The sequence below is a fragment of the Capnocytophaga sp. G1920 genome (genome assembly GCF_051417515.1).
The window spans coordinates 13997-37902 of sequence record NZ_JBPRKH010000025.1 but is presented as its reverse complement, the minus strand read 5'-3'; the positions used below and the strand labels follow the sequence as shown (position 1 = coordinate 37902).

At 43.8% G+C, this 23906-nt stretch carries 15 protein-coding genes; 5 read left to right on the top strand and 10 right to left on the bottom strand.

The genetic code is table 11. From position 1 onward, the window contains the following. Nucleotides 1-32: 32 nt before the first annotated feature. From ACSQ7D_RS11695 to ACSQ7D_RS11670, 6 genes are all read right to left on the bottom strand, one after another. A complete protein-coding gene (locus ACSQ7D_RS11695) occupies nucleotides 33-596 on the bottom strand; it encodes a hypothetical protein (protein ID WP_002674601.1) in 564 nt (187 codons plus the stop codon). A gap of 293 nt (nucleotides 597-889) precedes the next feature. Continuing rightward, nucleotides 890-2635, bottom strand: a complete 1746-nt coding sequence (locus tag ACSQ7D_RS11690; RefSeq protein ID WP_437136348.1) for a thiamine pyrophosphate-dependent enzyme — start codon at nucleotides 2633-2635, stop codon at nucleotides 890-892. Between the two features lie 618 nt (nucleotides 2636-3253). Beyond that, a complete protein-coding gene (locus ACSQ7D_RS11685) occupies nucleotides 3254-3427 on the bottom strand; it encodes a hypothetical protein (RefSeq protein ID WP_437136347.1) in 174 nt (57 codons plus the stop codon). 62 nt (nucleotides 3428-3489) lie between these two features. After that, nucleotides 3490-5757 carry an aconitate hydratase gene (locus tag ACSQ7D_RS11680; protein ID WP_437136346.1) on the bottom strand — a complete coding sequence of 756 codons (2268 nt, stop codon included), beginning with the start codon at nucleotides 5755-5757 and terminating at the stop codon, nucleotides 3490-3492. Then, on the bottom strand, nucleotides 5754-7961 hold the full coding sequence (locus tag ACSQ7D_RS11675; protein ID WP_437136345.1) for an NADP-dependent isocitrate dehydrogenase: 2208 nt from the start codon (nucleotides 7959-7961) through the stop codon (nucleotides 5754-5756). The genes ACSQ7D_RS11680 and ACSQ7D_RS11675 overlap by 4 nt, the downstream gene beginning before the upstream one ends. Nucleotides 7962-7963: 2 nt before the next feature. Beyond that, nucleotides 7964-9247, bottom strand: a complete 1284-nt coding sequence (locus ACSQ7D_RS11670) for a citrate synthase (protein WP_437136344.1) — start codon at nucleotides 9245-9247, stop codon at nucleotides 7964-7966. Between the two features lie 925 nt (nucleotides 9248-10172). Here ACSQ7D_RS11670 and ACSQ7D_RS11665 point away from each other — a divergent pair. Continuing rightward, entirely contained in the window at nucleotides 10173-13475 is a 3303-nt protein-coding gene (locus ACSQ7D_RS11665; protein ID WP_437136343.1) for a glycosyltransferase family 117 protein, read from the top strand. 4 nt (nucleotides 13476-13479) lie between these two features. On the opposite strand, the gene ACSQ7D_RS11660 is transcribed toward ACSQ7D_RS11665, so the two are convergent. The 3 genes from ACSQ7D_RS11660 to ACSQ7D_RS11650 are packed head-to-tail and all read right to left on the bottom strand — an operon-like array spanning nucleotide 13480 to nucleotide 17657. Next, nucleotides 13480-15411, bottom strand: a complete 1932-nt coding sequence (locus ACSQ7D_RS11660; protein ID WP_308766697.1) for an LTA synthase family protein — start codon at nucleotides 15409-15411, stop codon at nucleotides 13480-13482. Nucleotides 15412-15414: 3 nt separating this feature from the next. Further along, nucleotides 15415-16500 carry a glycosyltransferase family 4 protein gene (locus ACSQ7D_RS11655; protein ID WP_437136342.1) on the bottom strand — a complete coding sequence of 362 codons (1086 nt, stop codon included), beginning with the start codon at nucleotides 16498-16500 and terminating at the stop codon, nucleotides 15415-15417. Then, the gene (locus tag ACSQ7D_RS11650) at nucleotides 16497-17657 is read right to left on the bottom strand and encodes a glycosyltransferase (protein ID WP_437136341.1); all 1161 of its coding nucleotides are present in this window, start codon (nucleotides 17655-17657) and stop codon (nucleotides 16497-16499) included. Before ACSQ7D_RS11650 ends, ACSQ7D_RS11655 begins: the two co-directional genes overlap by 4 nt. 64 nt (nucleotides 17658-17721) lie before the next feature. On the opposite strand from ACSQ7D_RS11650, the gene ACSQ7D_RS11645 reads away from it, so the two are divergent. Continuing rightward, a complete protein-coding gene (locus ACSQ7D_RS11645) occupies nucleotides 17722-18495 on the top strand; it encodes a glycosyltransferase family 2 protein (RefSeq protein WP_308766694.1) in 774 nt (257 codons plus the stop codon). Continuing rightward, on the top strand, nucleotides 18492-19859 hold the full coding sequence (locus tag ACSQ7D_RS11640; RefSeq protein ID WP_308766693.1) for an O-antigen ligase family protein: 1368 nt from the start codon (nucleotides 18492-18494) through the stop codon (nucleotides 19857-19859). Before ACSQ7D_RS11645 ends, ACSQ7D_RS11640 begins: the two co-directional genes overlap by 4 nt. Here ACSQ7D_RS11640 and ACSQ7D_RS11635 read toward each other — a convergent pair. After that, nucleotides 19856-21067, bottom strand: a complete 1212-nt coding sequence (locus ACSQ7D_RS11635; RefSeq protein ID WP_308766692.1) for a DegT/DnrJ/EryC1/StrS family aminotransferase — start codon at nucleotides 21065-21067, stop codon at nucleotides 19856-19858. The genes ACSQ7D_RS11640 and ACSQ7D_RS11635 overlap by 4 nt on opposite strands. 148 nt (nucleotides 21068-21215) lie before the next feature. Between ACSQ7D_RS11635 and ACSQ7D_RS11630 the strand changes: the two genes are divergently transcribed. Continuing rightward, entirely contained in the window at nucleotides 21216-22142 is a 927-nt protein-coding gene (locus tag ACSQ7D_RS11630) for a PfkB family carbohydrate kinase (protein WP_437136340.1), read from the top strand. A gap of 61 nt (nucleotides 22143-22203) precedes the next feature. Beyond that, the gene (gene hemL, locus ACSQ7D_RS11625) at nucleotides 22204-23490 is read left to right on the top strand and encodes a glutamate-1-semialdehyde 2,1-aminomutase (protein WP_111972067.1); all 1287 of its coding nucleotides are present in this window, start codon (nucleotides 22204-22206) and stop codon (nucleotides 23488-23490) included. Nucleotides 23491-23906: the final 416 nt, after the last annotated feature.

The window sequence follows — 23906 nt, the reverse complement described above, 5'->3', positions numbered from 1 at the left end:
AACTGGCTTTACCTTTCTTGTTGTTACTCGCTTTAAAGGATAAATTCCTTAGTGGTAACATTGGCAGGACGGTCGGTGGCTGTTACTATTACCTTATCGCCGGTAAGAGAAGCGTTTACCACAGTGGTGGTATACACCCACTTACCTTCTTGGAAGGTAGCATTCCCCTCTTCTACAAGTGTAGCATCGTGGTCGGTGATTTTCACTTTCACGCCTGTTACTTTAAAAGTGTCGGATACTTGTACGACAATCTTTTCTCCGGTAACGGAACCTGTATAGTTTGAGGTATCTACCGCGTCAATCACAGGAGCTTTAAGATAATCGGCAATTGCCATATTATAGGGGGTGGTACCTGGACGCTTTTTAGCTTCCTCGGCATAGCTTTGCTTAAGTGCACTATTTTGCAAAGCACTTTTAGCATAGAAAGCTGCTCGAGCAAACCTTTGCTGATGTAGCTGTTGTGCTTGGCTTGCTTTCTGAGAGCGAACGGGGGCTTTCCCTACGATGGTTTGTCCTGCGCGTTGGCGGAATACGATTTGGCGAGCTAACATACCGCTCAATCCTTCGGTTACTACATTATTTTTGCTTTTTGCCATAATGATTGATTTTTTAGATAAGAGGTCAAAGAACTAAAAGATGGAAGGCGTCGACTTTATATTTACCTTTTGTCTTTCGGCTGTTCCCCTTATCAAGTTTTTACGGTGCAAAATTCTGGCGATAATTTTTTATGGGCAAATTCTTATTCAAGGGTTGTAGGATTTTAGGACAAGGATTGTGCGTTTGAGATACAAGGCTAAAAATTGAAGAAATGAGAGTAACACAGTAAATACAAGAAAAAAAAGTCGCTAAGCGAGATGCTTAGCGACTTTTTTATTATCAAAATTAAAATCTAAAAAACGTCCTTGATGTGTTTCATACTGTTGGTAATACTGCCTTTGGCTTCTGCGAAATCGCCTTGACCTATCTTCTTGATGATGTTGGTCGCAAAACCTTTCATCTGTTCAAAAGTGATATGAGGAGGCATCGCTAAGGTATCGCGATTGGTGTAGATATTCACCAAAGTAGGTCCGTCGTGCTCGAAAGCTGCTTTTACGGTGGCTTCGAGGTCTTCGGTTTTGCGCACTTCATAGCCTTTGATGTTCATCAACTCAGCGAGTTTGTCGAAAGGTGGGTTTACCATATTGGTTTGCCAATCGAGGTAGCCCGATACTTCCATTTCGAGTTTTACCATTGCGAGCGAACGGTTGTTGAACACAAATATCTTCACAGGGTATTGATATTGCATCAGGGTAGCCAAGTCGCCCAAGAGCATTGATAGACCGCCGTCACCACACATTGCTACCACTTGTCTGCCTTTGGAGGAAGCCGCTGCCCCAATTGCCATTGGGAGGGCGTTTGCCATAGAACCGTGGTTGAACGAACCAGTGAGGTAACGTTTGCCTGTACCTTTGATAAAGCGCGCTGCCCATACTACATTCATACCTGTATCGACGGTGAAAATAGCATCGTTGGCGGCGTATTTATCCAAAAGTTTAGCTGCATATTCAGGGTCTATTTGGTTCTCTTCGGTTTTCTTTTTGGTGTAATCATCTAATGATTTTTCGAGATCCAAATACTCTTTGTGAATGTCTTTGAGGAAACTATCGTCGGTGCGAGGGGTGAGTTTAGGCAATAAGGCGGTAATGGTGTCCTTCACATCGCCTGCAAAACCGTAATCTACTTTGGCACGACGCCCAATGATATCGGGGCGTTCATCTATTTGGATAATAGTGTTTTTCTTAGGTAAGAACTCCGCATAAGGGAAATCGGTGCCGAGCATTACGAGTACATCGGATTTGGCGCAAGCATCATAACCTGAACGATGCCCGAGCAAGCCGTTCATTCCCGCTATATAAGGGCTATCGGTGCGGTCGAAGAATATTTTGCCACGGAAAGAAGCGACGATAGGCGCTTTAAGGGTTTCGGCAAGCTGTTCTACTTCTTTCACCGCATACTGACAACCGTGACCGCAGTAAAGGGCTATTTTCTTGTTTTTAGCGTCGTTTAATACGGCTGATAATTTGTCGAGTTCACTATCGGAAGGGCGTACTACGGGTTTTGCTAAGAAGGTTTGTGTAGCGGAAGGCACTTCCTCGAGGTCGGCGCCTGCTACATCACCTGGGAGTCCCAACACCGCCACGCCTTTCTCGTTGATAGCCGTTTGTATGGCGCGTTGCATCATTGTGGTGAACTGTTTTGGGGTATTGGCTACATATACGTATTTACTGCAATCTTGAAACAGCAAGAAGGGATTGGTTTCTTGGAACCAGTGGGTACCGAATTTATGGGTGGCGCAGGTGCTGGCAATGGCAATCACAGGGTTGCCTGAGCGGTTGGCGTCGTAGAGTCCGTTGATAAGGTGCACGTGTCCAGGTCCTGAACTTCCCATACAACAGCCTATGCCGTTTAGTTCGGCGTCCATAGAGGCAGCATAAGCCGCTGATTCCTCGTGGCGGACGTGTATCCACTCAAGGCGACCATCGCGACGGATGGCGTCGTTCACAGGGTTGAGGCTATCGCCGGTAATGGCATAAACTCTTTTTACGCCTGCTTGTACTAACATTTCGACCAATTGGTCGGATACATTTTTACTCATATGTTTTATTATTAATGTTTTTTTGTATGCAAAAATAATACCAATTAATACTTTTTTGAGTCGCACGGGCGAGAGAAATGAGAGAAATTAGAAAATGAGATAAATGGCAATAATGCTAGAAATACAAGAAATGTCAATAATACTAGCAAGGAGAATGGGGGAGGCGGACTTTTCAGACGGGTCGGACAGGTCAGAGGAGGGGTTGGAGGATTCGGAAGGAAACGGAGGAGTTCGGAAGAGGAGAGGGAGGATTTTTGATGAAAAAAGGCTATTAGATGGGTGGGGTTAGCTTATAGAGAGCTTATAGGAAGCTTATACGAATCTTGGACGATTGGTATAGGAAGGGTATATAAGTGGTTGAATGATAGTATAATACAGCGATGCAAAAAATGGTGAAAACGGGGTTTCGAGACGAAAGAAAGGAAAAAGGCACTAGTCCTTAGGCCATAGGCAATAGGGGGGAGTACGACGGAAAAGGGGAATCTAGAGACAAAAAAAGTGAAGGTAATGTAGGGTCGTAGTATAACAGGAAATTAACTTTGGTAAAGTGTGTACGAGCTACAAGCTCGCACCAGCGAAGGGCACTAGGGGATAACATTCCCCCTATCACATACTCCGCTATCGCGGACTTCCGTTCAAAGGGGGAATGTAGCGACGGAAAGAAGAAGCTATCGGGGTAGGGTCGGAGAGGCTCAAAAGGGGAGAACCAAAGACAAAGATGGCTATATTAACTTTGCCAAAGGTGCGAGCCGCACAGGCAGTCGTAGCACGACGGGCGATTAACTTTGGCAAAGTGTAGCGACGCAAATACTATTTTGAGACTTTTTCGGACAGCTTCTTTTTCACTATTCATTTTATCTTTCACTTTTCTCTTTTAACTGGTTCAGTGCGCTTCCTGCCTTAAACCAACCTATTTGCTGAGCATTGTAGGTATGGTTGCAGGTAATCACGTCCTTACTGCCGTCTTTATGTACAAGTTCTAAGTGTAAAGGAGTGCCAGGCGCAAAGGCAGTGAGGTCGAGGAAGTTGATCACATCGTCTTCTTGAATCTTGTCGTAATCGGCTTCATTAGCAAAGGTGAGGGCGAGCATTCCTTGCTTTTTAAGGTTTGTTTCGTGAATGCGCGCAAACGATTTCACCAATACCGCCCGCACCCCCAAATGACGAGGTTCCATAGCAGCGTGCTCACGTGAAGAGCCCTCGCCATAGTTGTGGTCGCCTACTACAATAGAAGGGATACCCGCAGCTTTATAAGCGCGTTGTACTTTAGGCACTTCGTCGTATTCGCCGGTAAGTTGGTTTTTCACGGAGTTAGTTTTGCCATTGAAAGCATTTACCGCCCCTATGAGCATATTGTTGGAAATATTATCCAAATGTCCGCGAAAACGCAACCAAGCCCCTGCCATCGAAATATGGTCGGTGGTACATTTGCCTTGCGCTTTGATAAGGAGTTTAGCCCCTGTGATATTCTCACCGTCCCAAGGAGCGAAAGGCGTGAGTAGTTGCAAACGGTTGGAGGTAGGCGATACTACTACCTCGATATTGCTACCATCTTTGGCAGGAGCCTGATAGCCAGGATCATCAACGGCAAAACCTTTAGAAGGCAACTCTTCGCCATAAGGAGGAGTGAGTTTTACCGCTTCACCTTGGTCGTTAAGCAAGGTATCAGTGATAGGGTTGAAGTCTAACCTACCAGCAATAGCCAAAGCCGCAACGATTTCGGGGGAAGCAACAAAAGCGTGGGTATTAGGGTTACCGTCAGCACGTTTGGAGAAGTTACGGTTGAAAGAATGCACAATCGTATTTTTCTCTTGTTTTTCGGCACCTTCTCTGTCCCACTGACCAATGCAGGGACCACAAGCGTTGGTGAATACACGAGTGCCCAACTGCTCGAAGATGTCTATAATGCCGTCGCGCTCGGTAGTATAGCGTATTTGTTCAGAGCCAGGGTTGATACCAAAGGAAGCTTTAGGGGTAATTCTCTTTTCTAAGGCTTGTTTTACCACCGAAACCGCGCGGGTGAGATCTTCATAGGACGAGTTAGTACACGAACCGATGAGCCCCCATTGCACCTCCAAGGGCCAATCATTTTCGCGAGCTACTTCTTTCATTTTGGATACAGGAGTACCTCTATCGGGGGTAAAAGGACCGTTGATATAAGGCTCTAAAGTAGAGAGGTCTATCTCGATGAGTTGGTCGAAATATTTTTCGGGGTCGGCATAGACTTCAGGGTCGGCAGTGAGGTAGGGAGCGATCGCATCGGCAGCGAGGGCTACTTCTTCGCGTCCAGTGGCGAGCAAATAGCGACGCATCGCCTCATCATAGCCAAAAGTAGAGGTAGTAGCCCCTATTTCGGCACCCATATTACAAATGGTACCCTTCCCTGTACACGAAAGCGATTTAGCACCCTCACCGAAGTATTCTACAATAGCGCCCGTACCCCCTTTTACGGTGAGTATATCGGCGACTTTAAGAATCACATCTTTGGGGGCAGTCCACCCGCTGAGTTTACCCGTGAGTTTCACACCTATGAGCTTAGGGAATTTCAGTTCCCACGGCATTCCTGCCATCACATCTACGGCATCAGCCCCGCCTACGCCAATAGCGAGCATTCCTAATCCGCCAGCGTTTACCGTATGCGAATCGGTGCCTATCATCATTCCGCCAGGGAAAGCGTAGTTTTCTAAGACTATTTGGTGAATAATCCCTGCGCCAGGTTTCCAGAAGCCAATACCATATTTGTTGGATACCGAAGAGAGAAAATCGAATACTTCTTTAGACTGTTCGGTAGCTACTTTTAGGTCGGTTGCGGCGCCTTCTTTGGCTTGTATCAGGTGGTCGCAATGCACGGTGGTAGGCACAGCCACTTTGCTTTTGCCCGCTTGCATAAATTGCAAGAGCGCCATTTGGGCGGTAGCATCTTGGCAAGCGATGCGGTCGGGGGCAAAATCTACATAATCTTTACCTCGTGTAAAGGCGCGTGAAGGACTGCCGTCCCACAAGTGAGTATACAATATTTTTTCAGCAAGGGTAAGGGGTCGTCCTACCACTTGGCGGGCTTTGTCTACGCGTTCAGGAAATTGGGCGTAGACCTTCTTTATCATTTCAATATCAAAAATCATAATATCTTTTTTAGTGTTTTACTTCCTTGCATTACTGTTGCTACTTTGGTGAAATCAGGGTGGTAATAACCTCCTAACTCTACCGGTGTACCTTGTATACGGGTGAGTTCTTCCACGATAGTCGCTTCGTTGTCTTTTAGGGCTTTGGCGATAGGAGCAAACTCTTTGGCAAGTGCGCTGTCTTGAGTTTGTGTCGCTAAAGCTTCTGCCCAATAGAGCGCCAAATAGAAGTGACTTCCGCGATTGTCGAGCGTGCCTACTTTGGCTTGAGGCGATTTATCGTTGTTCAACAGCTTACTCGTTGCCTCATCAAGGGTTTGGGCTAAGATTGAGGCTTTGGGGTTCTTGTGTTTTTGCGCAAAATGCTCTAACGAAGCTCCTAAGGCGAGAAATTCTCCTAAGGAATCCCATTGAAGGTGATTTTCGGCAAGAAACTGTTCGGTTAATTTAGGCGCCGAGCCCCCTGCACCCGTTTCAAAGAGTCCGCCACCGTTCATCAAAGGGACGATAGAGAGCACTTTGGCACTGGTACCCAATTCTAAGATAGGAAACAAGTCGGTGAGGTAATCACGCAACACATTGCCCGTTACCGAAATGGTATCTTTGCCCTTGCGAGTGCGCTCTAAGGAGAAGAGCATTGCCGTTTCGGGCGACATAATGCGGATATCTACCCCCTCGGTGTTGAGTGTTGCCAAATAGTGTTTTACTTTTTTAATGAGTTGCGCATCGTGAGCGCGGTGCTCGTCCAACCAAAAGACCGCTGGCGTTTTGCTGAGGCGTGCACGTGTTACCGCTAATTTTACCCAATCTTGTATCGCAGCATCTTTCGCAGTACACATACGCCAAATATCGCCTTTTTCTACCTTGTGCGATAAGTACACTTTACCATCGGTGCCTACCACCTGTACGCGTCCGCTATGAGGGATTTCGAAAGTCTTGTCGTGCGAGCCGTATTCCTCAGCTTTTTGCGCCATTAAGCCCACATTAGCAACGCTTCCCATCGTAGCAGGATTAAACGCCCCGTATTTCTTACAGAAGTCAATCACCACTTGGTAGATACGCGCATAAGTGCTATCGGGCAGTACCGCCAAAGTATCTTGAGGCTCGCCTTGAGCATTCCACATTTTACCCCTATTGCGAATCATTGCCGGCATAGAAGCATCTACAATCACATCGTTAGGGAAATGCAAGTTGGTAATCCCCTTATCGGAATTTACCATTGCCAAGGCTGCTGCTCGTGTAAGTGCTCCCTCGATATCGTGCTTTAGAGGCTCCTGTTCTTCAGCTCGCAATTGTGCTATTTTGGCGAGGATATCCGAAAGACCATTGCGCGCATTCACCCCTAAGGCTTTCAGTTCGCGCGGATGTTTTTGGAACAAATTAGCAAAGTACGTTTCAACCGCATAGCCAAAGAGAATGGGGTCGGAAACCTTCATCATCGTGGCTTTCAGATGCAAAGAGAGGAGTACGCCCTTGTCTTTCGCTTCGGCAAAGGCTTTTTTATAGAATTTGCAAAGCGCCTCTTTGCTCATAAAAGTAGCATCTATCACTTCGCCCGCTTGCAAAGGAATATCAGCTTTGAGTACCTGCACTTCGTGTTTAGGGCTCATCAACTCTATGCGCACCACATCGGCTTTTTGAAGGGTGACCGATTGCTCGTTGTGGTAGAAATCGCCCACTTGCATCGTAGCGACTTCCGTGAGGCTCTCAGCACTCCACGCACCCATTGAATGCGGGTGTGTTTGAGCGTACTGTTTTACCGATTTAGGTGCACGCCTATCGGAATTACCCTCGCGCAACACAGGGTTCACCGCACTGCCTTTCACCTTGTCATACCGCTGTTTGATAGCTGTTTCGGCTTCATTGGCAGGATTTTCAGGGTAATCGGGGAGCGCATAGCCTTGTGATTGCAATTCGGCAATAGCCGCTTTCAGTTGGGGTACCGAAGCACTGATATTAGGCAACTTGATGATATTGGCTTCTGGACGTGTTGCCAACGCCCCCAATTCGCTGAGGGCATCAGGCACCCGTTGTTCTGCTGTGAGAAAATCGGGGAAAGTGGCTAAAATACGCCCTGCCAATGAGATGTCTTTGGCTTCAAAGTTGATTCCTGAAGAAGCGCAAAAGCGTTTGATGATTGGCAATAGCGAATGGGTAGCCAAATAGGGCGACTCATCGGTAATGGTATAGATAATATTTTTCATTCTTATCGTTTATTCAATTCAACAAAAGCTCTTTCGGTGGCACCTACGTATATTTGTCGTGGACGACCGATAGGCTCTCCTCCTTGGCGCATTTCCTTCCATTGGGCAATCCAACCAGGGAGACGACCGATAGCAAAAAGCACAGTGAACATCTCTAAGTGCATACCCAAGGCTTTGTAGATGATACCCGAATAGAAATCTACATTAGGATAGAGATTACGCGATTTGAAGTACTCGTCTTCCAAAGCTACCTTTTCGAGATGTTTAGCGATACCAAAAATAGGATCGTCGATTCCCAAAGCGTTGAGCACCTCATCGGCAGCTACTTTGATAATTTTAGCCCGTGGATCGAAGTTTTTGTATACACGGTGCCCAAAGCCCATCAAACGGAAAGGGTCATTTTTGTCTTTTGCTTTATTAATGAACTTATCGACATCGCCTCCGTCTTTATGAATTTCTTCAAGCATTTCAATCACCGCTTGGTTTGCCCCGCCGTGGAGACGACCCCAAAGGGCTGAAACTCCAGAGGAAATACTCGCAAACAGACCCGCCTCGGAAGACCCCACCAAACGCACCGTAGAAGTAGAGCAGTTCTGTTCGTGGTCGCCGTGAAGGATGAGCAGTTTGTTGAGAGCACTCACTACCGTAGGGTTGATTTTATATTCCTCAGTAGGGATTTCGAAGAAGAGGCGCAAAATGTTCTCGATATAGCCCTTGCTATTGTCGTAATAATTCAGCGGTAAGCCCTCGCGTTTGCGGTACACCCAAGAAGCGATGATAGTTACTTTGGCAATGGCTTTACAGACCGCTTGATACACGTTTTTAGGACAATGTACGTTTACCGGTACCGGATTGAAAGCGGTGAGCGCACTGGTAGCTGATGCTAATACCCCCATAGGGTGAGCCGAGCGCGGGAAACCGTCCATAATATGGCGCATATCCTCGTGAACAAGGGTGTACTTGTGAATTGTTTTTTTGAAATCGTCATACTGTTCGGCAGTGGGGAGTTCTCCAAAAATAAGAAGATAGGCTACTTCGAGGAACTCGGCTTTAGCAGCTAAATCTTCGATGTTATAGCCACGATAGCGCAAGATGCCCCGTTCGCCGTCGAGGAAGGTAATGGCACTCTTGCAAGAACCCGTGTTTTTGTAACCCGAATCCAAGGTTACCAAACCAGTGAGGGCACGCAATTTTTCGATATTAATCGCTTTTTCGTTTTCGGTGCCTACTACGATAGGAAATTCGTATTCTTTCCCTTCAAAAATCAGTTTTGCTGTGTTTTCCATAGTACAATTTGTTTTTTATTTTTGGGCAAAGTAAGAAAAATTATTTCACATTTACAAATAAAATAGCGATAAATCTATCTTATTTAACAATCTTTAACGTTTTATGATTAAAATATAAGACAAATATATCTATAACGAAAAAAGAAATGAGAGAATGAGAAAATGAGGAAATGAGGTAAATGGCAATAATGCCAGAAATGCCAATAATACCACCAAGGGGAATGGGCGGGGAAAAATTAGCAGATTAGCAAATTTGAAAATTAGCAAATGTGGAGGGTTGGAAGATTCGGAAGGAAGCGGAAAAGAACAGAAGAGAGCTGAGAGAAGTTTTAGTGAAAAAAGGGTGTAAGATGGGTGGGGTTAGCTTATAGAGAGCTTATAGGAAGCTTATACGAATCTTGGACGATTGGTATAGAAAGGGTATATAAGTGATTGACTCATAGTATAATACAACAAGGCTAAAAATGTTAAAAACGGGGTTTCGAGGCGAAAGAAAGGGAAAAGGCGATAGGCCTTAGGCCATAGGCACTAGGGGGGAGTACGACGAAAAAAGCAGAAGGGATAATTAGGAAATTAGCAAATTAGAAAATTAGTAAATGGGGAAGTGTGAGGTCTTTGGCCATAGGCACTAGGGGAAAAGTGTAATAGAAACCTCCCCCTAGCCCCCTCCAAAGGGGGAATGTGGTGACGGGAAAAGTGAAGGGAATGTAGGGTCGTAGCATAACGGGAAATTATCTTTGGCAAAGTGTGTACGAGCTACAAGCTCGCACCAGCGAAGGGTGGCGACGGAAAAGGGGAAGATAAGATGAAGTAAACTGGCTCCAAAGGGGAATGTAGTGAGGGTGTGTGGGGTTTATATCTGATTGACAAATTTGCTCATTTGGTAATTGTTTCTTACCTTTGCACTTTGAAATATAAAGTACTGATGACAGATAATCAATTTAAGAAAAATAACCTCATTGTGGGGTGGGCTGTTTTTGCCGTAGCTCTTATCACTTATGGGCTTACGGTAGAACCTACGGTTAGCTTTTGGGATTGTGGCGAGTATATTGCTACCTCAGCGAAATTGGAAGTGGGTCACCCTCCCGGAGCGCCTTTATTCCAAATGATGGGCGCTTTTATAGCTGCTTTTGCTCCGAACTCGGATAAGATTGCGCTGTTCGTGAATTATATGTCGGTTTTATCGAGTGCTTTTACGGTACTTTTCTTGTACTTCATCATTGTAAATTTGACCAAGAAAATCGCTTTAAAGAGAGCTGATTCTGTTGAAGAAAAAACGCCTGCTACACTTACCCAAGGGCAGTTTATCGCTGTTTTGGGGAGTGGGGTTGTAGGGGCTCTTGCCTATACTTTCTCGGATAGTTTTTGGTTTAACGCGGTGGAAGCAGAAGTGTATGCAATGGCAATGCTATTTATGTCGGCTATGTTTTGGTTAGGCATTAAGTGGACGGACAGTTTGCACGAACCACGTGGCGACCGCTGGTTGTTACTGATATCGTTAGTAGTGGGGCTGTCGTTTGGGGTGCACTTTATGGCGTTACTGACCATTCCTGCTATTGGTATGCTTTATTTCTTCAAGAGTAACTACAAGAAAACGGTAGTGAACTTCATCATTGCTAATGTAGTTTCTATCGCTATTTTGCTGTTGATATTTAAACTGATATTACCTTACACCTTGGCGTACTTTGGTTATTTGGAAGTATTTTTTGTGAATAGCTTCGGTATGCCGTTCAACTCAGGGACTATTATCGCGGGACTCTCGGTTATTGCGTTCTTCTATTTTACGCTGAACTACGCTTATAAGCAAAACAAAGTGCGCTTGCAAACGGGCATTTTATGCTTGTTGTTTGTGTTTATAGGGTTTTCGTCTTGGCTAATGATACCTATTCGGGCGAATGCTGATACGGTTATCAATGAGAACAGTCCGACTGATGCGCGTTTGCTATTAGCTTATTACAACCTTGAACAATACCCCGAAACGCATTTGTTCTACGGTCCTATGTATTCGGATAAATACGCTGGATTAGACGAAGAGAACCCATATGAAGATGCGAAGCCAAAATACGAGCGTGATTATGCCTTAGGGAAATACATCATCGTGAATCAGTACAAAAACGCTCAGATGGCATCGAATAGCAAACAAGAGGGTGTTTTGCCGAGAATGTGGAGTGCGCAACACGCGGCGAATTATATGAAGCTCACAGGACTACTTACGTTTAGAATAAAAGAAGAAGCGTATAACGAGCCGAAGCTCTATCAGTTCTTACAAGAAGTGCAAAGGCAAATGCAAATACAACCGCTTCCGCCTGAGCGTTACGACCAATTTCTTACCGAATATCGGGACTATATAGAAGTAGAGAAGCCAAGTTTTTGGAAGAATATGCACTACTTGTTCGAGTATCAGTTTGGGTATATGTACTTCCGCTATTTTGCTTGGAACTTTATAGGCAGGCAAGACGATGTGCAAGGCAAGATGGAGAATGACCACGGCAACTGGCTATCGGGCATTAAGCCTATTGATAGTTTGCGCCTTGGGTCGCAAGACAACCTTCCTGCCGACGTGCTGAACAATAAAGCTCGTAATACTTACTATTTCCTGCCTTTGCTCTTAGGACTCTTAGGGTTATTTTTTATGGCGACGAAGAGCGAGCGCCAAACGTGGGTGATTATGGTACTTTTCCTCTTTACGGGTTTGGCAATGAAAATATACCTGAACGAACGACCGTTTGAACCGCGAGAGCGAGATTATCCGTTAGTAGGTTCGTTCTACGCTTTTGCTATATGGATAGGAGTGGGTGTATACGCGTTATTCCACGCACTTAAGAAGGTGCTTTCGCAACGAATAGGAGCGCCTTTGGCAGTGGTAGCGAGTTTGCTTGCTGTACCTGTGCTGATGGCAAGTGAGAATTGGGACGACCACAACCGCTCGCAAAAGTATTCGGCAGAGTTTATTGCGGACGCTTATTTGAGCTCGGTAGTTAAAGATAAAGACGCTATGATATTCACCATTGGCGATAACGATACGTTCTTACTGTGGTATGCCCAAGAAATAGAAGGCTATCGCACCGATGTACGCGTCATCAACACAAGTTTGTTACAAACCGATTGGTATATCGACCAAATGAAGCGCCAAGCGTACCAAAGTAGTCCTATACCAGGTGAAATGGTGCACAAACAATATGCTCACGGGGTGCGTGAAGGGGTGTATTTCCAAAAACGCACCGAGAACCGCTGGAATATTAAAGACTTTGTGAAATGGGTAACCAGCGATGACCCCAATACACAGCTCAGTAGCAGTAGTAGTGAAAGTAGAACTTTTAACTACTACCCTACGAACAAAATACGGATTCCTGTAAATAAAGAAAACGTATTAAAGAGCGGTATTGTAAAACCCGAAGACGCTGATAAGATAGTAGATTATATAGATATCACGCTCCCTAGTGCTATCGATAAAGCACGTATTGTGATGCTAGATATTTTGGCTTATAACGATTGGAAACGCCCAATATACTTCTCAGGAGGTAGTATGGACTCTGCTGAGTATATCTGGATGAAGGAGTACTTACAATTAGATGGACTGGTGTACAAACTTGTGCCTATTAAAACAGAAATCGATAAGAAACACCCCTTTGATATGGGGCGTATAGACAGTAATTTGATGTACGACATCATAAAGAAATGGGATTGGGGCAATATGGGTAAAGCAGGTATTTACTTAGACCCCGAAACGCGTAAGAACAGTATTATCTTCCGCGGTAATTTGGCACGTCTTACCGAAAAACTGATAGAAGAAGGCAAATTAAATAAAGCCAAAGATATCTTGGATATCGGAATGAAGCATATGCCTTTGGAGGCTTATGGCTATTACTTCACTCTCGATCCTTTTGTACAAGGTTATTTTAAGGTAGGTGAGAAAGAAACCGCTCGTAAATTGGCCTTGCAGATATTTGGGAAATATCAAGAAGAACTGAATTATTACGCACACTTATCGCCAGATGAGCGATATGCTAATACTGCCAGAATACAGTATACCATAGACCGCTATGGAGAATTATTATTGCTCATAGCGCCTTTGGATAAGGATTTTTACGAAAGACAAGTAGAGGTGCTCAGAGCGAAGGCTAGTCCGTTTATGAAATCGCAAGAGCTTGATGAGTATATGAAGATGCTAATCGATGAGGAGGATACGCTTGTTCAGGCAGAAGCAGAGAAAGATAGTGGAAATTAGGTAATCATTGCAGTTTATCATTAATGATTCTATTCATAAAATCTTGCATAAAGGCACGCATATCAGCGATGCCTTTTTTCATTTCTTCATTATGGGCGATTTGGTCTTTGAGGTTGTGGGTGAGGTTTAAATCGTCCTTAGCATATACACCAACTACTTCTCCTTGGAGGTCTAATACATAGATAAAATTACCTTGAATAAGCTGATAGAACTGCGTATTGGTAACAAAAGCACGAGGAGTTTCATCGGCTTTGTTTGCTAGCAAGCTACGCCCCCAAGAGCGGAAAGGCTTTTGGTACCCCATCAAATCTACGAGAGTAGGAAAAATATCTATTTGTTGCCCCAATACATCTGAGCTCCCCTGTGGGATAAGTGCTTTATTAGGGCTAAACAAAATAATAGGCAAACGGTGGTGTGCTATCTTCTGCTTGTAGTAATCGTAATAATCATCGGTGGTATGGTCGGAGATGATAGCGAAAATAGTGTTAGGATACCAGTCTTCTTTTTTTACAGTATCGAAGAATTTCTGTAGTGATAAATCGGTGTATTCAGTAACGTTGTGCATCGGGATATCACCGGTATTAAAACGCTTGTTGAGGGGTTCGGGCACTTTATAAGGACCGTGAGAGGAAAGAGTAAAAACCGTTGCCAAAAACGGACGCTTCATTTGGTTGATGTTCTTAGCGAAGTATTGCAAAAAAGGCTCATCGTCTATACCCCAACTGCCGTTATAGTAGCGTTCATCATTAAACTCGGTACGTCCTAAATAAGTTTCATATCCTATTTGGTGAGTATAGCCATCGAAGTTCATAGAGCCATTGGTAGCCCCGTGTGCAAAGAGCGTTTGGTAACCCAAAGAACGTGCTATCTCGGGCAAAGAAGACACTTTGCGCTGTGCATAGCCCGAACGCACCCAAGCGGTTTGAAAAGTAGGCATTCCAGCGGTTACTGCCGAAATCCCCTCAATGGAATGGATACTATTGGAAAAGATATTGGTGAAGTAATAGCCTTGTTGAGCCAATGAATCTAAAAAAGGCGTATGACTACGATAGTTAGGAATATGTGTTTGTTGGTTCATCACCCCGAAGTACTCAGCACCCATCCCCTCGAGAATAATCACTACTATATTGGGTTTTACGCCTACCTCTCGGTGGTATTGCTTGATAGGTTTGATATTTTGGGTGATATAGGCATCGGTAGTAAACTTAAACTCCTTAAATCCTTTGTTCTTACCCATTGTGCGCAGAATGGTAAAAGGGGTGTTGAGCAGTACATTCACTTGAGAAATATCGCGGGCATATTTGCTAGCGTCCATCACAGTAAGTGGAATCACCCCTTTTTTGAACGAAAAACCACGTATGCCAAAAATAAGCGTGGGAGCCAATAGCACCAACACCACTACCGATGTGATAAAGTAAGGTTTTCGATGCATTACATTCTCTTCTTTCAGACGGAGTTTCTTGTAGAGAAATACCCATAGCACTACTGATACTAAAAAGACCGCAAAAATAGCCCAATACTGCACCAAGAAGCCCGCGAGTAGTGTCAGTGGGTTGTGTTCGTTTTCTACCAAAGCCCAATCGTTAGTCGTAAGGCGTGTTTTATTATATGAAAAATAAGCAATATCGATAAAATTGAGCAGATAAGCAGGTATATTGCAAATGAAGTACACCCAGAAGAGGACTTTTTGGAAAGTAGGCTTGGTATTGATGAGCAGAGGGAGCACACTTAGGAAGATGAACAGAAGGTTCACGTAGATAATGGCGGTAGTATCGAATAGCAAGCCGTAGAAAGCGAGGTGCAAGAAGTCGGCTATGCCGTCTACACTGAGGTGCGCCTGATTGAAACTATAAAAGGCGATGCGAGCTAAAAAGTAAAATAGGTAGACTAAAGCTAAACGATAAGTGAGTGTTTTGTATTCGTTGATGCGTTTCATTGTTTAAATGCGGTTATATAAATCTAAATAATTCTGTGCCATTGTGCGATAGTTGTATTGAGTAGCCCACGCTTTGAGCTGGGCAGAGCGAACTGCTGTTTGTGCGTGGTATAGAGCCAAACCTTCTTTAATGGTGGAAGCCATTGCCTGAGGGTCGAAACTATCAAAATAAAAGGCTTCCTTTCCTCCTATCTCGGGCAGACTGGTATACTTGCTTAAAAACACTGCTTTGCCGAAAGCCATAGCCTCTATGGGAGGAATGCCAAAACCTTCGGCTAATGAAGGCTGACAGAGTGCCTGACAATGTTGCAAGAGGGCGTTTTTTTCTTCCTCGCTGATATGACTAAAAAGATGCACACGCTGTTCTAAACCCAACTGTGCGATGCGCTCTTTTAGTTCGGTAGTATAAGGTTCTTTTCTTTCGGAGCTGACCAACACTAAATCTTCTTCTATATAGGGCAGCGATTCTACCAGAGACCTTTGGTTCTTTTTAGCAAAAAGCACCCCAATATTCAACAGGTATTTTCTGGCTTTCAAAAAAGCCAGTGCCCCGTTTAGTGGGTAGACTTTCTCCTCGGGAAAAGTGATGCCGTTGTGAATCACTACTATTTCTTTCACTTTATCCAACTGCAATAGGAAAGCGTTTTTCAGCACATCGTCTTTTACAAAGTTTGAAATACACACAAGGTAATCGGTGTTCTTTAGATTAGCATTGACCAATGCGAGTGTTTTTTTAAACTTATGTTTACTGATATCTTCGTACAAGAAATTCAGGTCGTGCAGAGTGAGAATCTTCTGGGTATGGCGATAGTCTTTTCTGAAGTAAAGAGAACCTTGGTTACTGCTGTGAATAACGTCGAACTGCTCGTTAAAAGGCTCGTAGAAACGATGCCAATATTTGTAAGGGACTACTTTTAGTGTCGGGCTTATCTGGCGAATGGTTTTAGCGGTACCAAAATAAGAAAAGTCAATAGATGACGGTGTGTTTAAAAGTCCTTTAGCGAGGTTTTTAAACACGTTAGCCAATCCTGTGTTGGGGTAACGCAGGCGTTCTAAATCTATGAGTATTTTCTTTTGAGAATGGCTCATAATATCTTTTTAAACAAAGAGTCCCACTGTTTTACAATCTCTTCTATATTATAGAGACGCGCTTTTTTCAGTACGTTTTGTTGCATCTGTTTGCGCAGGGACTCATCGCTCATTAAGGAGGCTAGAGCTTCGGCATAAGCATCTAAGTCGAAAGGCGGAATGAGCCTCCCATTTTCACCGTCGGGGGAGAGGATTTCGCGGACGCCTGCTGAGCAAGCGAAAGCCACAGGGATAACCCCCGCTTGTTGCGCCTCGATGAGCACTAAGGGGAAGCCTTCAATTTGTGAAGAAAGGCAGTTGATAGCCGCCTCGTTGTAGTAAGGAGCAGTATACTGCTTACCACAGAAGGTGATGCGCTCTAAGCCGTAATCGGAAGCGAGTTGCTTAAGTTTTGGCAATTCTTCCCCTTCGCCTAAGAACAGAAACTCCCAATCGGGGAAACGTTTATAGAGCTTTTGCCACACAGCTACCAACCGTTCTACACGCTTGTCGCGGTGGCTCATACGCCCTACATAGAGGAGTTGTTTTTTCTTGTCTAATGTATAGGAGATAGGGGCTGGCTGGATACCGATAGGGATAGCAACTATCTTGTCGTTTTCCTTTAGTTGCAAGGCCTCTATCAGTTCGTTTTTATAGGCGTCGCAGAGCACCATAAAGGCGTGATAACGTTTGTAGATAAGCCTATATTTAGCTATTTTTATCTGTTTGTTGAGGTGAAAGAGGGGAATTTTAACACCACTATACCAAAGGGCGTAAAAAGGGTTTTGAGAAGCTTTTGCTTTTAGTTCACTGAGTTTGTTCTCGGCTTGCCAAAAGGTAATTCCGTAATGGGCAAAGATGCATTTACATTGGGTTCTGCTGAAAATACCTTCGCGTGAAGCGCTAAAACTCTTTCCCACAAACACCAAAACATCAATACCTAATTCGTTTACTTTATCAGCCAGAGATACCTTGGGGCGCGACAGCAAGCGCGTCTTGCCTACATCTACAAAAGTAATATTTTTCTTATCCTCTTCGCTGAGTTGGTTATGAGCGATGCGCGAGGAAAAAACAAACACTTTATAGCCTAAAGATGTGAGATATGGAGCAAGATTGGAGGTTACTTTTTCGCCTCCTCCATAAGGGTATCTACCGTGTACAAAACCAATGTTGGACATAATTGTTTTTATTAGAAGTGCAAAATTATAGAAAAAACACTATCTTTGCAAAAAAAATAATAAAATGTCACCTATATCCGAAAAAGTAAGCGGTCTCATTATCACCTATAACGAAGAAAAAAATATAAGGGAAGTATTGCCCTGTTTCGACTTCTGCGATGAAATTATCATAGTCGATTCTTTTAGCACCGACAGCACAGTAGCTATCGCTCAGTCATTTCCCAAAGTAAAAGTGATACAACACAAATTTGAAGATTTTGCGAGTCAGCGCAATGTGGCATTGCAACACGCCCAAAATGATTGGGTGCTTTTTCTCGACGGCGATGAACGTATCACACCTGAGCTTAGAACTGAGATTATACAGACCTTGAACCGTACAGACAAGAAAGACGCTTATTATTTCCGGAGATTATTTTTCTTTGCTGGGAAACCTATACACTTTTCAGGCACACAAGGTGATAAGAATTTTCGTTTGTTCCGCAAGTCTAAATGCCATTACATACCTGAACGCAAAGTACACGAAACCCTTGCGGTAGAGGGCTCTATTGGGGTACTCAAACACAAACTCTTGCACTACTCGGTGGCTGATTATGCATCTTATCGGCAAAAAGCAACTCTTTATGGAAAGTTCAAAGGTGAAGAGATGTACCACAAAGGGAAGCGATACAGCGCCTTGAAGATGTATGCTAAGATGGCGTTTCATTTCTTTAAGACCTATGTGCTCAAATTAGGATTTTTAGACGGGAAAGAAGGCCTTTTGCTCAGCAAAGTAGATGCCTTATCAGTTTACGAGAACTTTACATCACTAAAAAAATATCAACAAGACCATAATTTATGATTCATCAGTTAAAGAAGCTCCCTTTTTGGACGATAAGCCTCCTGCTATTTACACTAATAGTAGTGAGTTTTCTCACCTATTCCGATATGGGGAAGATTGAAGAGAAGGGAAGTTTCAACGGGCTCCTGCTGGTAGGAGTAGTGCTTACGGCTATAGAAGTATGGATACACCGCCAGCACCTTTTTGAAGGTATGCGACCGTTTCATATTTTTATCACGTTGGTAGCGACAGCTATTGTGTTGTTTTACCCATATAAGTTTAAGGTTACCTTTGGGCTGAGCATAGCACTGTTGCTCTTGTGTTTGGGGTATGGGCTTTACCGGCATACCTTCTACAAACCCCACCCTATAATGGTAACACTCTTTGGTTTTTGCGCTCTAAAACTCCTCAGTACACTTTGGGCTGCAGACCCAGTGCAAGCCTTCGACCATATCGATTACTACGTCTTCTTTATCTGTTTCCCTCTTGTGAGCTGTTGTTATCAGGTAGATAAAGCCGATTTGAAGAATTTTATATATATCAGTTTTTTTGCGTTCTTACATTTGCTGGTGCTAACGCTAATTATCTACCTTTTTTTGGCGGACTCTCTGCACAAACCATATAGTGCTTTTCTCTCTTTCAATAAAGATTATTTAGGCGCTTTTGGCAGTCAAGGTTTTTATCATTATATACGCACTATCTTTTGGAGTTATGCTCCACATCCAAGTAAGATAGCTTGGGTATTTATGACGGTATGGGCAATGGGAGCGTGGTTATGGAAAGAAGAAAAAGGAAAGATTATAAATATTTGGCAATTAGGATTATACTCAGTGTTATTGCTAACTGTTTCACTTATACTACAAGCACGTATAGCTATTTTAGGAATTTTTATACTGCTATCACTATTTGTTTGGGTAACTTTAATGAAACAAGTGAAAAGTGTTAAACTGATAGCCATTTTCACAGTGATAGCTTTTATTATAGGAAGTTTGATGACTAAGTTAGTCATTTCTAACACTACTTTCTTCAATGATAAAGGAAGGGCTAAAATCAATGAGGCTACTTTATCTCATTGTCAAGAGCACCCTTTTATAGGAGGAGGTGCAGGGTATGAAACTCAGCTTATTCACAGTTCAAATATCAACCTTAACAGTCTCCACAACGAGTTCCTTACTGCTCTTTCCGACCAAGGTTTCTTAGGACTTGCAGTACTGTTGTTATTTCACGTATTGGTAATTTACTACGGACTTAAAAACAGATATTTTTTAGGGATTTATGTACTCCTTGCCTTTATCATTTTCAATGCAACGGAAGGTGTAATGGGGTTACCCATTTGTATTCCCTTCTTCCTCTACTGTCTTTTACCTAAAAAATTAGAAAATTAGTAAATTTTCTCTACAGCTTCTACTACACAATCAATCACAAACTGTACTTGTTCGTTGGCGAGTTGAGGGTAGATAGGCAGAGAGATTTCTCCTTTAAAATTGGCATAAGCCTGCGGATAGTCTTCTATTTTATAACCTATTTCTTTGAAAAGGGTGAGCATAGGCATCGGGATAAAATGTACATTCACAGCTACTTCTTTTTCAGCAATTGCATTGATGATAGCATCGCGCTGTGCTTCGGTAATATCTTTAATGCGCAAAGCGTAAAGGTGATATGAGGTTTCTCTTCCTTGTTTGGAGAGCGGAGGCAATATCGCCCAATCGTATTTTCTGAAAGCCTCATCATATTGATGGAATACGCGTTTGCGTTCTTCTAAAATATGGTCATACTCGCGTATTTGTGCCAATCCTATAGCCGCATTTACATCGGGCATATTAATTTTCATCCCCAACCCTACAATATCATAACGCCAGCCTCCAGCTTGACTTTTGCTGAAAGCATCTTTTGTTTGGCAATTTAGACTCATCTGGCGCAGTTCTTTATAAAGAGAAGTATTATCGAAAGGGGCAGGAAGATTTAAACAAATAGCACCTCCTTCAGCAGTCGTTACATTCTTTACAGCGTGAAGCGAGAAGATGGCTACATCGGTTTCACTACCAGTTCGGATTCCCTCTTTATACCACGCCCCAAGTGAATGTGCGGCATCGTTAAGCACTAAAATACGCCCCAATTGCGCTTGCACTTTACTAGTAGGATTGAAAATCGCTTGTATCTCTGGAGATTTTACTAAGCGCATTAGTGCATCGTAATCACAAGGGAAACCTGCAATATCTACAGGAATGATAGCTTTTGTTTTATAAGTGATAGCGCGCCTTACAGCTTCTACACTGATGTTAAAATCATCTTCTACATCTACCATTACAGGAGTAGCACCAACGTGCAACACCGCCAAAGCAGTGGCACTATAGGTATAGGCAGGTACGATAACCTCATCTCCAGCTTTTACACCAAGCCAGTGGAGCATCAGCATTGCACCTGACGTCCACGAATTTACACAGAGCACTTCAGTAGCTCCTGAAAATTTTTTAATTTCTTCTTCTAAAGCTTTTACTTTAGGACCTGTGGTAATCCACCCAGAACGTAGTGAATCAGTAACTTCATTTATAACAGCCTCAGTGATATAAGGAGGCGAAAAGGGTATCTTCATAAGAATATTTTCAAAAATCACGGCAAAAGTATGAAATAATTAGCAAATTAACAAATTATACAATTTGCTATTATTCTTTTTTTCACTACCTTTGCCCCCGAAATCTATTACTCACAAATCCACTGTTTACTGGTTTTACCTATTTTAAATGAATAAACTACTCATTCTCGGAAGTATCGCTTTCGACCAAATAGAAACTCCTTTCGGAAAAAGCAACGCTATTATGGGGGGCTCGGCTAACTATATAGCCCTTGCTGCCGCTCAGTTCGAAGTCCCCTCAGCTGTCATCTCTATCGTAGGCGACGACTATCCACAAGACTACTTAAACCTCCTCTCCCAGCGCCATATCGACGTGTCGGGCATTGAGATAGTGCACGGAGGAAAAACGCTCTTTTGGAGTGGCAAGTATCGTAACGATATGAACCAACGCGACACCCTCGACACCCAACTGAACGTGCTTGTCAATTTTAAGCCCGTAGTACCCGAAGCCTTCCGCAATGCCGAAGTGCTTTTACTCGGCAACCTCCACCCTACTTTGCAAATGGACGTACTCGACCAAATGCTATCGCGCCCCAAATTAGTGGTGATGGACACAATGAACTACTGGATGAACCACACTTGGGACTTGCTAATGGAGGTAATCGCCCGCGTAGATATGATTACAATCAACGATGAAGAAGCTCGCCAACTTACCAAAGAGTATTCGCTCGTAAAAGCTGCCCAGCGCATTATGGCAATGGGTGTGAAGTTTGTGGTGATTAAAAAAGGCGAACACGGGGCGCTTTTATTCCATGACGACAAAGTGTTCTTTGCGCCAGCACTCCCCTTAGCCGAAGTATTCGACCCCACAGGTGCCGGTGATGCTTTTGCTGGCGGACTTGTGGGCTATCTCACCAAAACCCGCGACTATTCGTTCAGCAATCTAAAAAATGCTATTGTTCACGGCTCGAACATCGCCTCGTTTTGCATCGAGAAATTTGGAGCTGAGCGCCTGCTTACCCTTACCCAAGACGAGCGACACGCCCGTTTACAACAATTCCGTGACCTTACTCAATTTGACATTCAACTTAAGTAAGAGATAAGAAGTAAAAGTGTTATCTATTGCCTCTTATCTCTTACCTCTTACCTAAATAGATATGCTTTACAAAAGAAGTAGCGAACTATTCGCAGCCGCACAACAAGTACTCCCTGGCGGAGTCAATTCACCTGTACGCGCTTTCAATGCCGTAGGGGGACACCCTATTTTCATCAAAGAAGCCCAAGGCGCTTACCTCACCGATGAGGACAACCGCAAGTACATCGATTATATCGCCTCTTGGGGACCACTCATTTTAGGACACGCCTACCCTCCGGTAATTGAGGCAGTAACCGAGCGCGCCAAGAAAGGTACTTCTTTCGGTATTCCTACCGAAGTCGAAGTCCAAATCGCCGAATTGGCGGTCTCAATGGTGCCTCATATCGATAAGATTCGCTTTGTGAATAGCGGAACTGAGGCTTGTATGAGTGCCGTTCGCTTGGCTCGTGGCTATACCGGTCGTGAGAAGATTATCAAGTTTGCCGGTTGTTACCACGGACATTCCGATGCTTTCCTCATCGAGGCTGGTAGTGGTGGCGCAACTTTTGGTAGTCCCAATAGTCCTGGCGTGACTCAAGGCACGGCTAAAGATACGCTTTTAGCAAACTACAACGATTTAGCCTCCGTAAAAACCCTCTTTGAAGCCAATCCACAGCAAATAGCTTGCGTAATTATCGAACCCGTAGCCGGAAATATGGGCTGCGTGCCTCCTGCCGAAGGCTTTTTGGAAGGATTGAGACAACTCTGTACCGAAAACGGAGCGCTTTTGATATTCGATGAAGTGATGACCGGCTTCCGTTTGGCAAAAGGCGGAGCACAAGAGGTCTTTGGTATCAAAGCCGATATCGTTACCTTCGGAAAAGTGATTGGTGGCGGACTCCCGGTAGGGGCTTTTGCTGCTAATAAAGAAATTATGAGCTATTTAGCTCCCGAAGGTCCCGTGTATCAAGCGGGGACTCTTAGCGGAAATCCTTTGGCGATGAGTGCTGGATTGGCAATGCTCACAGCGCTGAATGAACAACCTGAGGTGTTCGACAGTTTAGCCAAAAAGACAGCTTACTTGCACGAAGGCTTCGACAACGTACTGAAACGCGCAGGATTCCCTTACCAAATCAATAGCTTTGGTTCGATGTTTACCCTCTTCTTTGCCGAAGAACCCGTAACCGATTTCGCCAGCTCAGCTAAGAGCAATACAGCACGCTTCCGCAAGTATTTTCACGGAATGCTACGCGAAGGTATTTACTTACCTCCAAGTGCTTTTGAAAGTTATTTCCTCAACGACGCCCTTACTTACGAAGATTTAGATAAGACCATCGGAGCTCTCAACAGAGTAATTATGGAGTTGTAACACTCATAGTTAGCGTCATACTACACTTTGTCAAAGTCTCTAACCGCACGTACTGCTACGATACTTTTTGACAAAGTGTTTTTTTATTATAGCTTATCAAAATTGGTTTGCGAATTTTCGTTTTACACTTTGAAAAGAAATATTCCTCTGTGACATACTCCGCTATCGCGGTACACATACCCAGCTGTCGCTGGATACCTTCAAAGGGGGAGTGTAGTGACGGTGTGAGGTTGTAGCACGACAAGCGGGGAAATTAGTAAATTAGGAAATGAGAGAATGAGAAAATGAGAGAATTGGAAAATGGATAAGTGGAGAAAATAGTTCTTTGAGCTGTAGGATTAGTGAGACAGGTAGGACAAGAGTATTGAACAAGCGGAACTTGTGGGACGAGTTTGAGGGTTTAATTTTAGGCAGAA

Excerpts from the sequence above, each read along its gene's own strand:
- ACSQ7D_RS11695 (WP_002674601.1), bottom strand. The coding sequence starts at position 596 with ATGGCAAAAAGCAAAAATAATGTAGTAACCGAAGGATTGAGCGGTATG.
- ACSQ7D_RS11690 (WP_437136348.1), bottom strand. The coding sequence starts at position 2,635 with ATGAGTAAAAATGTATCCGACCAATTGGTCGAAATGTTAGTACAAGCA.
- ACSQ7D_RS11680 (WP_437136346.1), bottom strand. The coding sequence starts at position 5,757 with ATGATTTTTGATATTGAAATGATAAAGAAGGTCTACGCCCAATTTCCT.
- ACSQ7D_RS11675 (WP_437136345.1), bottom strand. The coding sequence starts at position 7,961 with ATGAAAAATATTATCTATACCATTACCGATGAGTCGCCCTATTTGGCT.
- ACSQ7D_RS11670 (WP_437136344.1), bottom strand. The coding sequence starts at position 9,247 with ATGGAAAACACAGCAAAACTGATTTTTGAAGGGAAAGAATACGAATTT.
- ACSQ7D_RS11665 (WP_437136343.1), top strand. The coding sequence starts at position 10,173 with ATGACAGATAATCAATTTAAGAAAAATAACCTCATTGTGGGGTGGGCT.
- ACSQ7D_RS11660 (WP_308766697.1), bottom strand. The coding sequence starts at position 15,411 with ATGAAACGCATCAACGAATACAAAACACTCACTTATCGTTTAGCTTTA.
- ACSQ7D_RS11655 (WP_437136342.1), bottom strand. The coding sequence starts at position 16,500 with ATGAGCCATTCTCAAAAGAAAATACTCATAGATTTAGAACGCCTGCGT.
- ACSQ7D_RS11650 (WP_437136341.1), bottom strand. The coding sequence starts at position 17,657 with ATGTCCAACATTGGTTTTGTACACGGTAGATACCCTTATGGAGGAGGC.
- ACSQ7D_RS11645 (WP_308766694.1), top strand. The coding sequence starts at position 17,722 with ATGTCACCTATATCCGAAAAAGTAAGCGGTCTCATTATCACCTATAAC.
- ACSQ7D_RS11640 (WP_308766693.1), top strand. The coding sequence starts at position 18,492 with ATGATTCATCAGTTAAAGAAGCTCCCTTTTTGGACGATAAGCCTCCTG.
- ACSQ7D_RS11635 (WP_308766692.1), bottom strand. The coding sequence starts at position 21,067 with ATGAAGATACCCTTTTCGCCTCCTTATATCACTGAGGCTGTTATAAAT.
- ACSQ7D_RS11630 (WP_437136340.1), top strand. The coding sequence starts at position 21,216 with ATGAATAAACTACTCATTCTCGGAAGTATCGCTTTCGACCAAATAGAA.
- hemL (WP_111972067.1), top strand. The coding sequence starts at position 22,204 with ATGCTTTACAAAAGAAGTAGCGAACTATTCGCAGCCGCACAACAAGTA.